Origin of the sequence: Pseudoalteromonas sp. 20-92 (assembly GCF_030847595.1) — a bacterium.
GTDB lineage: Bacteria > Pseudomonadota > Gammaproteobacteria > Enterobacterales > Alteromonadaceae > Pseudoalteromonas > Pseudoalteromonas fuliginea.
This window is the reverse complement of the sequence record NZ_JANJGQ010000005.1, coordinates 233,331-245,467: the sequence shown is the minus strand read 5'-3', so window position 1 is coordinate 245,467 and position 12,137 is coordinate 233,331. Positions and strand designations below refer to the sequence as shown.

General features: G+C 36.6%; 16 protein-coding genes and 1 pseudogene. 6 read left to right on the top strand and 11 right to left on the bottom strand.

The window, feature by feature from the left end:
- Positions 1-58: 58 nt before the first annotated feature.
- The 3 genes from NRL14_RS07630 to NRL14_RS07620 are packed head-to-tail and all read right to left on the bottom strand — an operon-like array spanning position 59 to position 2,502.
- On the bottom strand, positions 59-727 hold the full coding sequence (locus tag NRL14_RS07630) for an esterase (protein WP_033037785.1): 669 nt from the start codon (positions 725-727) through the stop codon (positions 59-61).
- Positions 728-769: 42 nt separating this feature from the next.
- The gene (locus NRL14_RS07625) at positions 770-2,125 is read right to left on the bottom strand and encodes a M23/M56 family metallopeptidase (protein ID WP_306724367.1); all 1,356 of its coding nucleotides are present in this window, start codon (positions 2,123-2,125) and stop codon (positions 770-772) included.
- A complete protein-coding gene (locus NRL14_RS07620; RefSeq protein ID WP_033016230.1) occupies positions 2,125-2,502 on the bottom strand; it encodes a BlaI/MecI/CopY family transcriptional regulator in 378 nt (125 codons plus the stop codon). The genes NRL14_RS07625 and NRL14_RS07620 overlap by 1 nt, the downstream gene beginning before the upstream one ends.
- 279 nt (positions 2,503-2,781) lie before the next feature.
- On the opposite strand from NRL14_RS07620, the gene NRL14_RS07615 reads away from it, so the two are divergent.
- Positions 2,782-3,642 carry an alpha/beta hydrolase gene (locus tag NRL14_RS07615; protein WP_149606299.1) on the top strand — a complete coding sequence of 287 codons (861 nt, stop codon included), beginning with the start codon at positions 2,782-2,784 and terminating at the stop codon, positions 3,640-3,642.
- A 61-nt stretch (positions 3,643-3,703) separates the two neighbouring features.
- On the opposite strand, the pseudogene NRL14_RS07610 reads toward NRL14_RS07615, so the two are convergent.
- A pseudogene (locus NRL14_RS07610) lies at positions 3,704-3,937 on the bottom strand (MFS transporter); the annotation flags it as partial.
- A gap of 109 nt (positions 3,938-4,046) precedes the next feature.
- Here NRL14_RS07610 and NRL14_RS07605 point away from each other — a divergent pair.
- Complete coding sequence (locus NRL14_RS07605) at positions 4,047-4,280, top strand: cupin domain-containing protein (protein WP_306724375.1); 234 nt, start codon at positions 4,047-4,049, stop codon at positions 4,278-4,280.
- A 58-nt stretch (positions 4,281-4,338) separates the two neighbouring features.
- Here the strand turns inward: NRL14_RS07605 and NRL14_RS07600 are convergent, their stop codons facing one another.
- Positions 4,339-5,226 (bottom strand): LysR family transcriptional regulator, encoded by an 888-nt coding sequence (locus tag NRL14_RS07600; RefSeq protein WP_306724366.1) that lies wholly within the window; start codon positions 5,224-5,226, stop codon positions 4,339-4,341.
- Positions 5,227-5,390: 164 nt separating this feature from the next.
- On the opposite strand from NRL14_RS07600, the gene NRL14_RS07595 reads away from it, so the two are divergent.
- The gene (locus NRL14_RS07595; protein ID WP_232224761.1) at positions 5,391-5,735 is read left to right on the top strand and encodes a DoxX family protein; all 345 of its coding nucleotides are present in this window, start codon (positions 5,391-5,393) and stop codon (positions 5,733-5,735) included.
- Positions 5,736-6,001: 266 nt separating this feature from the next.
- Complete coding sequence (locus tag NRL14_RS07590) at positions 6,002-6,955, top strand: MBL fold metallo-hydrolase (protein ID WP_306724365.1); 954 nt, start codon at positions 6,002-6,004, stop codon at positions 6,953-6,955.
- Between the two features lie 347 nt (positions 6,956-7,302).
- Here NRL14_RS07590 and NRL14_RS07585 read toward each other — a convergent pair whose 3' ends face one another.
- On the bottom strand, positions 7,303-7,530 hold the full coding sequence (locus NRL14_RS07585) for a carbohydrate binding domain-containing protein (RefSeq protein WP_306724374.1): 228 nt from the start codon (positions 7,528-7,530) through the stop codon (positions 7,303-7,305).
- A gap of 57 nt (positions 7,531-7,587) precedes the next feature.
- On the opposite strand from NRL14_RS07585, the gene NRL14_RS21070 reads away from it, so the two are divergent.
- Both NRL14_RS21070 and NRL14_RS21065 read left to right on the top strand, forming a co-directional pair.
- On the top strand, positions 7,588-7,767 hold the full coding sequence (locus NRL14_RS21070; protein WP_373462522.1) for a hypothetical protein: 180 nt from the start codon (positions 7,588-7,590) through the stop codon (positions 7,765-7,767).
- The gene (locus tag NRL14_RS21065; protein ID WP_373462523.1) at positions 7,768-7,956 is read left to right on the top strand and encodes a hypothetical protein; all 189 of its coding nucleotides are present in this window, start codon (positions 7,768-7,770) and stop codon (positions 7,954-7,956) included.
- 105 nt (positions 7,957-8,061) lie between these two features.
- Here NRL14_RS21065 and NRL14_RS07575 read toward each other — a convergent pair whose 3' ends face one another.
- The 5 genes from NRL14_RS07575 to NRL14_RS07555 are packed head-to-tail and all read right to left on the bottom strand — an operon-like array spanning position 8,062 to position 11,720.
- The gene (locus NRL14_RS07575) at positions 8,062-9,966 is read right to left on the bottom strand and encodes a PilX N-terminal domain-containing pilus assembly protein (RefSeq protein WP_306724364.1); all 1,905 of its coding nucleotides are present in this window, start codon (positions 9,964-9,966) and stop codon (positions 8,062-8,064) included.
- Entirely contained in the window at positions 9,967-10,479 is a 513-nt protein-coding gene (locus NRL14_RS07570; protein ID WP_007375192.1) for a PilW family protein, read from the bottom strand.
- A complete protein-coding gene (locus tag NRL14_RS07565) occupies positions 10,476-10,886 on the bottom strand; it encodes a prepilin-type N-terminal cleavage/methylation domain-containing protein (RefSeq protein WP_306724363.1) in 411 nt (136 codons plus the stop codon). Before NRL14_RS07565 ends, NRL14_RS07570 begins: the two co-directional genes overlap by 4 nt.
- Complete coding sequence (locus tag NRL14_RS07560; RefSeq protein WP_306724373.1) at positions 10,880-11,314, bottom strand: GspH/FimT family protein; 435 nt, start codon at positions 11,312-11,314, stop codon at positions 10,880-10,882. Before NRL14_RS07560 ends, NRL14_RS07565 begins: the two co-directional genes overlap by 7 nt.
- A gap of 7 nt (positions 11,315-11,321) precedes the next feature.
- The gene (locus NRL14_RS07555; protein WP_306724362.1) at positions 11,322-11,720 is read right to left on the bottom strand and encodes a type IV pilin protein; all 399 of its coding nucleotides are present in this window, start codon (positions 11,718-11,720) and stop codon (positions 11,322-11,324) included.
- Positions 11,721-12,137: the final 417 nt, after the last annotated feature.

The window sequence follows — 12,137 nt, the reverse complement described above, 5'->3', positions numbered from 1 at the left end:
ACTTTTTAAGTTGTTCAAATTGAATTATCGGCTGTATGATCTTAGATCTTATACAATACTACTGAGGCTTTTTACGTTTTAACCAGGCTTTAACGGGTACGATCCATTCTTTTCTGGGGATAAAAAAAGCGCCATGTTCTTTACCCGTTGAAATCGAAACTTCTTTATAAGAACTAACAGTGCCAAGATTCCTAGCAACTACATCGTCACACGAACCAACAGAATCAGATGTTTCATATACTGATAATAAATGACCATAAATAGCGATTTCTGCTCTTTTAGCTAATCCGCTTGTACAAGCCGCTAAGATTACAAAGTTAATATCCATGTTTTTTAAATTACTCGATGCAATTGCCGTGATAAACCCACCACGGGAAAAGCCAACTAAGGTTATGTTACTTGCAAGTACGCCATTTTTTAGTAATTTAGTTACTTGTTTAGATAGCTGTTCAGCATATTTAAAAGGATGGGTTTTAGCTGGTCGATGAGTAGCAATTAAATGATAGCTTGAGTCACCAAGTTCCTTTTTAATAGCTGGAAAATTATATTGCCCCCAGCGCTCATGGACAGGTTTAGGATCTATGCCCTCTACAATGAATCCGTGAGAATAAAAAACATATTTATCAGATGAATTTATTGTGTCTGGGAGGCTATCAAATATTTCACTGCCATAGCTAAATGAACTAAAAAGAAGAGTAAAAATAATAAAACATTTTTCTTTAAACATATCATACCTTTATAAAGCTATAAGTGCCTGAAATAGAAACTATTACCTTGTAGTTTTAGCGCCGAGCACTAAACTAGGATCAACTCTTTGATAGTCTTTAATTACTTCAAAATGAAGATGAACCCCTGTCGCTTTACCTGTATCACCAATAACGCCAATCACCTGCCCAGCTTTAACCCAAGAACCTACTTTGGCCTTACTCGATTCTAGATGTGCATATAGCGTTTGGTAGCCATTCTTATGTTGAATTAATACAGTATTTCCATAGTTCGAATGCAAGGTTTTGTTATCTGAAATAACTATTATTCCATCAGCAGCAGAGAGCACAGCGCTGCCTCTTTCTCCAACATAGTCAACACCACGATGTGGCTTATAATCTCTAACCTTGCTGATGCTACGAAATGTTGAGCTTATCGTATGGTTATCTAGTGGGTGCTGCCAAGTTAGATTGCCTGTCATTGCGGAATCTTTTAAAAATATATGCAGACTAAAAATAACAAGTAACATTAAAAAGAACTTTAAAGTTAAAGTAAGTCGGCTTTTATTCGTTGGATAAGCAATGTGTGTAAGCCTCGCTTTGTAATCATCAGCGCAAAGCGCACCAGAATTAAATTGAGCGACTGGATTGTTGTTATCAAATTGAACGCTTTTTTTTAATGATTGCAACAGAGCCTTGGCATAATCATGTTTGTTAAAATTAAAGCGACATATTGTCAGCCTGCCACACTTGTGTTCCATAGCGCGAATAAACTGCCATTCCATCTTTTTAACAAATGGGTTTATCCATAAAAGGGTGCTTAAGACCCTCCATAAAAGAATTGTAATATGATCTTTGTTTGTAATATGCGTTAGCTCATGTTGGATCAAAATGTTTTGTTGATCCTTTTTTAGCGATGAAAAATAGTTAGGTAGCACGATATAGGGCGCCGCTATGCCAATGACAAAAGGGCTATGGTTTAGCGAGGAAATTACAACCTTCACTTTACTGGTCGACAGCTCATTTATTAACTCAGATGCTCTTGATAAGCTTTTGAGTTTTTGCCAAACAGCTAATAGTTTAATTAATTTTAAGCAGGTAAAACCAAAGTAACCAACAATTAGCGCTGTTGCGATTAAATCTACTTTCTGCAAACTTGCATGAGTAATACTGGCTTGTTTTACTATTTGTACACTTTCTAAGCTTGAGTTTATATAATCCAAATCAGCAATAGGTATATTAATAGTGCTAAGAGACAAAGGGATAAAGGGTAAAAAGCTAGCTAAAAGCGCTGACCACCAAATACTTGGCGAGGTATTATCGTACTTGGTTATATAAGATGAGCAAGCATAAGCAAAGCCAGAAAATATAAGCCAAGGAAAAATACTATTTACTATGAATTGAATAATGAAAGAGTCCACTACTTTTGTTTTTCATCCTTTGAGAGTTGATTTAATAGTTCCTCTAATTCATCGATTTCTGCTTTATTTATTAAACGGCTATCAGCGAACATAGTGACAGGTAGAGGTTCATCTAACTCTAAGACATTGGTTGCGAACTCCTGCATGTAGGATGCAAGCGTCGGTATTTTCTCAATTAATGCCTTAAAGGTTTTTTTGTTGCCTGAGGAACCTACTTCTAAAATTCCCTTATTACCCATTCTTTCCAAGGTTTTACGTGTAGATGAGTATGACCATCCATACTTTAATGCCAAGTGTTCATGGATTTCTTTGGCTGTGCGTGGCTGCTTTTTCCAAAGTAATTTCAGTATTTCTAACTCTGTTGAATTTGGCTTCATATAAAAATTTAAAAAGTGTGACTTGTGTCGCACTTTAACATTCGGTATGTTACAAAGCAACTTTGTGACACATGTCACACTTTGATTTTGGAAATTTATGAAAATTTATTTTAAAAATGTGATTTATAGCTTCCGTTTGAATTTTTGTAACCCTTCACTCGGAAGAATCAACTTCGAACAAGTTTTTGCAGACTGATTTAACTACTTTTTTAATCGCTAGATATACGGCTAAAAATTCCAATATTAAACTTATAAAGCAAAATTAAGGAAAAATATCAGATGAAACTGTTTTTTGTAAAATGCTTAACTTTTATTATTATGTTTAACGTAAGCTGCGACAATGCAGCAGTTGCTGAAGATCGTAGTTTTGAAATTGCTAACAGCAAGGTTGTGACGATTGACTCTGAAGTACTGGGCAAGAAATATGATTTGTTTATCAAAGTGCCTCGTAGTTACTTCTTGGAAGGAAATAAATCATTTAAGTATCCTGCACTTTACTTAAATGATGGTCCTTATACCTTCAAAGTTGCTGCTGGTGCAACTCATATGCGAAACATGGATAACGTCATTGTGGTTGGTATTTCATTTGCTCATGGAGAAAATGGCCAATTCAGTCGAGTTAGGGATTTAACCCCTGTAGTTAACAAGAGCTGGACACAATACACAACCGGTGGAGCAAACAAGTATTTAGAGTTTATTGAAAAAGAAGTCTTTCAATACATTGATCACAATTACCGAGTTAACGCTAAACAGCGAATATTGTCTGGGCAATCATTGGGAGGTTTATTTGGCGCTTGGGTACTGTTAACCAAGCCGGAGCTGTTTTCTGCTTACATCTTAACTAGCCCTTCGCTTTGGTTTAAAAATGATTGGATATTTGAATTAGAAGATAAGTATGCCAAGAAGAATAAGTCCTTGAAGGCCAATGTGTTTATGGCAACTGGCGCATTAGAGACTTTAGATAATGGTATGAAAGAAGATATGGTCGCAGGTCATATGAAGTTTGCTAACCGTTTACGATCACGCAATTACCAAGGATTAAAACTAGAGGATGAAGTAGTAAAAGGAACAGATCACTACTCAACTTTTCCTGTTGGACTTTCAAAAGGGTTGGTACTATTTTACGAATCACAAAAATAACGCCAAAACTATTGCTTTAGTTCTATTGCTTTAGTTTTGGCGCTTATTAAAGGGAGAATATTTACCCTTTCATTTGTTCAAGCTCTTTGCCTTTGGTTTCGTGTAAAAACTTAAATACAAATATGACTGAAACAAACGCACAAAATGCGTAAAAACCATAAGCCCCAGCTAAACCTATACCGGTGAGCATAACAGGGAACGACCAAGTAATTAAAAAGTTAGCTATCCAGTGGGCAAAGCCGGTAACTGCAAGGCCAGAGCCGCGAATTTGGTTAGGGAACATTTCACCTAACATAGCCGCAGCCATCTTTGCATTACCTGCCAAAGACGCGCACATTACTCACTACTAAGGCCGCGATTTTCATACCTACTTTTATGGCGATACACCACTAACCAAAGGTGTTATTACAGGCGTTGCGGTTATTAAACCTAATAACGAAATACGCCCCGCCCACCAGCACCCTGATGAAGAATACTTAATGATTCTTGAAGGCTCTGGCACGTGGACACTCAATGGCAAAAGTCAGCCAGCTCATACTGGTGATATTTTATTTGCAGCCCCTAATGACGTACACGGCATTTATAACAACGCCGATGTGCCGCTTAAGTTTGTGGTAGTAAGATATCAAGCTAAGTAGGTTTTAGTGGCTTTTTTAGGGAAGTAATTTAAATACGTTTTTCACATATATGTGATTGTTATATCTGATAGTTTTTAAATTGCTCCCACACAGCCTCTCCTACAGGTCCCAACACTTCTCCCCTTTTCTTAATAATGTAATATTTTAGAGGCGTTATATTTTGCACATCACTAAGTGACAGAATTTGCAGAGTATTATTTGCAATACCTTCATCAGCTAAATAACCTGGTAATTTACCCCAACCCATTGCACTTTCGATAAGCATTTTTTTAGTTGGAAAGTCATTTACATACCATCGTCGCTGACCTTGCTGTACACCCCACTCTATGTTTTTTGAACCTGTGCCTGAGTCCTGCACAATTATTTGGTATTCGTTCAACAAATCAGTGGCTTGCCTAAGGTTTGGATTTCGCTTTAACAACAAAGGGGAAGCTACATTGATTAATGAGCCGCTATTTAACAAATGCTTTTCAATTTTCTCTTCTTGTGCAGAAAATTCCATTGTTGGTGTTATACACAGATCGGCACCGCCATCAAGTAAGGCTTCAATTGCACCTGTTATGTACTCTTGCCTGATTATTATTTGAGTCTCAGGGAACTGATTTTGCATATTTTTTAGTAATGGTAAAATACCTTTTAAATTAAATGATGCTTCAATTGCAATCGTTATACTTACCTCGTTCCCCTGTGCTATGTGGTGTGCAACTTGTTTAAGTTGTGCTGCATCATCTAGCAATTTCATAGCCTTATGAAACATAGTTTTTCCTGCACTGGTAAGCTCTAACCGATAACCATTACGACTAAATAAGGCAAAGTTAAGGGTATTTTCTAGTTGCTTAATACCTTGGCTTATAGCTGGTTGAGTTTTGTGTAAAAGAGCACTTGCTTCACTCAATGATCCAACCTGAGCAACAGTAACAAACATACTAAGCTGTTCTAATTTCATAATTTACGCCAAACATGTAAAGCTAAAGTTTATATCTTATAAAAAAACATTCAATATTAATTAATAAGAACTGTGGTTATTCTAACGTCAAAAGCTAAGCATCTGCTTAAATCACCCTTATTAAAGTTGGGAATAACATGAGCACAAAAGTAAAAAGAATTTTTATGTATACATCACTAGGATTAACAACACTTGCGTTTATAGCTGCAGGCTCTGCAAAACTAGTAGGAGTTGAGCAAATGCACTTATCGTTTGCACTCATGGGTTTACCTGCTTGGTTTGGCTATTTTATTGGTGCAAGTGAACTTGCAGGTGCTATTGCTATTTGGATAAAAAAACTAAGCATTTTAGCTGCAAGTGGTTTGTTAGTTATTATGGCTGGTGCAATATTTTTTCATGTAGTTTACGACAGTGTTGCCAATGCAATACCTGCCGTTATTTTATGTGCTTTTTTAATTAATATCATAATTAACCGAGTCAATGATATAAACGCCTTGGATAGTAAGTAACCTAGAGCTGTTTTTAATACAATGAATAACGATATATTCGCTTCTATCGTTATTCAAACCCTCTTTTACAAAATGACTAATGCTTTCGCACCCCTAATTTAGCCTCAAGATAACAAACTCGATCTCTAAACAAACAAAGGCTAAAGTTGTTTTATCCATTAAATTTTAATTTTGAGTTCATACCCTGTATTTAATAATTGGATAGACGACGTACTAAAGTTTATTACTTGGGCTTTTAATATGCCTAATTAACTAAGGTGTAAAATATGAAAAAAACATTTTTAGGCATTTTCTCGATTTCAGTAATGACTTACTTACTGAGCGGCTGCACAACATCAAATAACGGTAATATTACAAAATTGAGTGAAGATAAAATAAGTACTAGATTAAATAAATTACCTTCCTCGCTAACCTCTAGTGATTTGTTCAATACCACTGTTGTTGAACCCACTCAGCTATTTGATAACCTTTATTTTGTAGGATATGTCAGCGTAGGCACTTTTGTTATCACTTCAACTGAGGGCATTATTTTAATCGATACCATGTGGACCCCGCACGACGCCAAACATGTCATTGTTCCTGGACTAAAAGAGCTAGGCTTAAATCCTGAAGATATTAAATACGTGATAGTTACTCACGGCCACAGCGACCATTATGGTGGCGCTCACTACTTTGAATCACGTTATGGCGCTAAAATTTTAATGAGAAAAAATGAGTGGGACTACATCCATAATCCAAATGCACCTGTATTAACTGATCCTTTCGGTAACTTTTCTACCGAAATACCATTACCTAGCACTTACACTCAAGTTATCGATGGTGAAAAAATAAGTTTAGGTAAAACTAATTTAACGGTACTTGCTACACCTGGACATACGCCTGGTGGGTTGTCATTAATAATACCTGTTACAGATAATGGCATACCTCATACAGTTGCACTTTGGGGAGGTACCGGTTTACCGGATACTAAAGAAGCAAATCAAACTTATTTGCACTCTTTAAATTATTTTCAAAAAATTGCAAACAAAAACGATGTTGATGGAAGTATCTCAAACCACCCATTTTCACATGATCTGATTAATCAAATTAATACATTAAAAAATCGTAAATCTGATCAGCTAAACCCCGTGGTAACCGGTAATAAGGCTTTTAATGAGTACATAGACGATGTATTACGGAATAACGTTCAAAAGAAACTTTCGTCATTTGAGTCAAACTAATATAGCTTTTCACGCACCGGCGTTATCGCGCTAATGCATTTATAATGACGGTATATGTCGCTTTAAGGCGATACCTATTACTAATATAAAAGCATAGTGCACTTCTTTTTGTGAAAGCCCTCAAAAAAATAGTTGTATAAAAATACAGACTATCAAATGTGGGTTAATTACTTTCAGTTTGGTTTACTGTTTTACCAAAGTGACCGATACGTCGTCTACATAAAAATCAGCAGTCAGTTCGTTTGACTCCACATAAAGTAAAGCCGTACTTTCCTCGATTGTTATTGAATGGGTATAAGTGCCCGAAAGCTTTACCCAATCGCCTGCTACTGCGTTTGTAACAGGGGTTAGCTCGAGGTATTCAGTGCTCGCATGCTCAATTTGTAGTGTGAGCTTATCCCTGGCGATACCGCTGTGTTATCGTCAGATAACTTAACCCACGCAGATACATTATAAATTTTACCTGCTGTAAATAAGCCTTTTACATCCTTTTGCATGCCCTTCCACGTTTCTGCTCGCCCTTGTACTAATGCACTATTATTTCCACTGTGAGCTTGGGTTGTTTCAAGTGAAATAGTAGCACTGCCTCGTGATTGCCATGAATCAAGGTTCGCTTTGAAGAAACCAACCTTGTGAGCGGCGACAATGCCTTAGAGTGTGAATGGTTTGATGTGAATAGTGTACCGGCTTTAATGTTTGACCACGCCGATATTTTAAAAAGTGGCTTAAACTACTTACGCTATAAAGTAAGGCACGAGCCGATTGGTTTTAGCTTACTTCCAGAAAAATTTCCCCTGCTTGAGCTTCAATAAATATACGAGTCGATTTTAAATAAATCACTCGATAAACCTAACTTTAGACGTAAGTTTCAAAAAATGAACTTACTAATAAACTGCAAAGAAAAACAAACAAATGTAGCTCACAGAGCCGCGACTTTGTATCGTTTTGACATAAACGTGTATGAAAAATTAAGAGAGTTTGGTTTTACGTTTGAGTTTTAAGTATGCAAATATTGGTCAAAGCAATTAATTAAACAATCTTGATAAATTATCTTAGGGAAATGAGCTTTGAATAACGACCTAATAGCTTTGTTATTCATTGCTTTGTTAAACAGGGGTAAAGCGCCACCCTTTGAAAACTAGCTTACTTGCAGATCCATTACCACCAGATGAAGAACCACCAAAGCTTGCTTCATTTAATGCCGTGTCAAAGTGAATACCACCGGCGCCGCTTACAATAACGGTGTCTCCTAAAATAGACCCTTTAAAACCGACAGCCGAAGTAACTTTTACTTTTGTAAGTGGTGCGTATATAACAGCGTAAAGCTCTCGTGTACCGCCTGAAAACTCTATCCCAGTGCCATTTCCATTGTATGAACTATAAATGCTAAAAACAGGCTTACCTTGATCCGTAACTCCATTGTCGGGGGTGTACACTTGTGCCCCATTTCCTATCTTAAGCTTTCCTTTAATTATGATAGTTAAGCTACTGTTATCAGGGATCGTTAGCGAACTTGCGCCACTCATTGTAAAATCGCCAGCAACAAACATAACTGCATTATGATTACTTTTTACCTGCATTCGCCCTTTAATTGTCACATCATCAAAATAAAATATTTGAGTTGCTGAATCAAGAAAAGTAGCAGTTTTAGCATTGATGGCACCATTTGGAGTGCTACCAAAATCTACTAAAAAGTTAGCCGTGTTAGTTTCTAACTCGAGTAAGTCACCAGCTCTGCTATTGTTATTTATAAAAAGGTCAGGGCTTGTTGTATTAACTGACACGCCATCAATTGCTGTTGCAATACCAAGTGGATCACACGCAGTTAACCCTCTATTATTTTCACTCTCTGGTGTTATTTTTTCAACCGGCTCAATAGTTGGCATTGATATTTCTGTACTTGATACCCTGTAAGGTGAAAAAGCATATTCAGGAGTATCACCTTTAAAAGAGCCACGACCTGCATACCTTAAATCTTTACCTGCAATAGTGCTGCCCCACTGTTTAAGCGTCACATTGCCTTGAACACGCACTCCACCGTAGACACTGCCACCTGTTTGCTCATAATTACCTGATGTATAAACGCCGTTACGTATTGTTGTTTGATTAAGAGCGACTAAATCATATGAGCGAACAGTTCCCAGAATGGTATTACCTGTAATAGAAATTGGACCTGATGAACTAATATCACCACCAACCTGAGTTTGCTTTACTGATATAGATTGGTTTGCTGAAATACTACCCGAGACAGTACCACTACTTTGTGTGAAGCTTAAATATGCTGATGCATCCCCCCCAATGACCACGCCACCAGAGAGTATTAAATTTCCATTACTATGAATATTGCCTGTGACATCTGCGCCTTGCCTTATTGATAAGTTACTAGAGGATAAAACATCACCTTCAATTGTACCGCTACCATTTAGAGTAATATCACCAGTATCGTTAACTGTATTAACGAAAGACTCTTCTGAAATATTTTTACTGCCATCATCTAGAGTGTCGTTATAATCCCCTAAAGACGAATCATAACTATCAATTAAGCCACTACCAGTAATTGCAACACCAGAGCACCCTGTAACCCCTTGGGAGAAAACAGAATCACTGGTGGTTCCGCCTCGACCTGCAACAAATTCGAATATGGCTTGCATTTGATCCTCGCCTTCAAAGCGAGTACCTTCACTTGAAATTAGTACATCACCGTTGCTATCAATTTTGATAGTTGCGTTATAAGTACTAGACTCAAGTGAACCAGTGCCTGAAACTTGGGTATTGTTAGCAATTAAATCATTAATAGTTATAGTAGGGTCTGCGAGCATTTCTGCTTCAAGTTTCTCTATGCTTGAAAATACCCCTTTTTCAGACATTAATCTTGCGTTTAGTTTTTTTTGAAAGTTACCACTCAAACGCTCTTGAATAACACTGTCCCTAATCGTGCTCAGTACAACAATTGAAGCCATTGATGTTAAAATAAGTACAGTAACAAGCGTAAAGCCGGATGTGTTTTTCATTTATTGAAACGCCTTATTCATTACTATCTGTGAAAGAGATATATCAATAACTAAACGCTTATTAAATTGGCTTGGTAGATTTATAGGCTCAACAAAAATGCTCACCATATTATTATCAATTGCATAGCTAATTGTATTAACGCCTTTTAATATTTTGACCTTGCCGTTGCCAATATCGCAAAATAATGAGTCGTTTTCGTGGCTATATTCTTCGGTAAATGCAGCATTAATTATAGAGCCTGTGCAAGCAAGTACACCCGCTTCTTGAGTAACTTTTAAAATTTTATTGCTATAAGTAGGAATTGAGTTGGTTTGCTTTAAACTTCGTGTAAATATCTTGCTGCTAAATCGAATCACATCTAGCGAATTTTCTAAGTCTTTCACCGTCGTGGTACTATTGTTAATTGAAGAATAAGCCAAACTCACACCGCCTAATAAAAACATACCAGCAGCAAGCGCGACCATAAGTTCGATTAAAGTAAAACCCCTGTGCTTATTAATTAACTGTTTCATGGAGTACATCCGGCGGGTAATGTTGGGAAACTGCCCGTAATTACAACGCGATTTTCTAAATTATCAGTCAAGCGCTTATCTTGCCATGTTACTTCAACCGACAGGTCATTTGAAAAATTAGCAGGTAAAGTGAGTGTATATGCATCAATTTGCGGAGATAAATAGCTTCTAAAACCAGCGTCATTGTATAAATCTGGATTGGTTTGTTGCAACTCACATAAGTGAGGCCAAATGCGCTCTAAAACATTATTAGCTTCAATGATGGACACCGTATAATTAAAGCTATTTGTAATATATTGCAATGATTTTAATTGCCCTGATGCTAATCCTAATAAAGCAATGGTCGCAACAATTAATGCAATCATAACCTCTAAAAGAGAAAATCCTTTGCTGTAATTTGTTAGCATATTTCAGGGTCCTCAGCTAACCAACTTTGTCCGCTTTGTAAAATACATAGAACAAAATCGGCAGTTGTACTGTCGCTATCGCTCACTAAAATTTGATACGTTTTATCTAATTCACCTGAGCTTGTAACCTCAATATCTTTTAAATCTACAGAAATACTACTGTGTGTAATTTCAAAAACATTTAAAGTAGTTTGCGTCGAATTAATTGCCGTTTTTGCCAGCCATTGATTATTCTCAACTTTAAGGAAAGTAGTTTGGTCTCTCTTGATTGCCTCACTGCGTGCAAATTTAAAAACACTGTGCAGTTGATTCGAGTTTGTAACTAGTCTATCTCGCTTTATAAATGTAATAAACGAAGGAGTCGCAACTGCTGCTAAAATGCCGATTATAGTTATTGTTATTAGAATTTCGAGTAAAGTAAAACCAATGTTTTTTTTACCAACATTGGGATTTACTCGCTGATTTAGTGCCGCTTTGGTTTACTGATAACTTGCCACACTCATCACCACTTTGCGCGCCTTTAGCTGTAACTTCTATTATGAATTCAGAACCATTTGAAGCACCTTTACTTGCATCACTTGTATATTTAAATGAGTAATAATCTGAAGCCGAAAAAGTAAAGGTAGCAGGATAGCCACCAACACGAGTGTACTGCCTTTCTAAAACAGCCGTTTGCTGTAATAAAACCTGTTGAACATCGGCTCTGCGACTTTGTTGTATATAGCTCGTATAACTTGGAAGTGCAACTGCGTATAAAATCCCAATTATTACAATTACTATCATTAATTCAGTAAGGGTAAACCCACTATTTTTTTTTAGCCGCTGCGTTTTCAATTATTTCATTCCATTAATTTACAGTCAGGATACCGTTCTTAAAAATAAAGATGTGCGTATATTTATTAATACTTAGTAACTTTTATTTGGTCAATTATATAATAAGTTTAATTTTTTAGAAGCTTCAAGATAACTTTAGTCATGCCGTTATTTAATGAAACAACAAAATCATCCAATTAGTGTGAAGCCCAAAAGAGTTTACCACATGTAAACCTCCCGTTGAGCTTGTTATATATCAACAAGCTTCTGAAAATTGTTATCATTTAACAACATACATCACTTATTGATATTTGCAGCAACATGTTTAATCTTTAGGCAAGGTAGAGCCTATGCAGTACGGTTATTCCCCATAAATAGGCGATAACGTAGCATAAATACCAAACATGTACTGCCCGAAGGGTTCTGCCTAGGTGCAAT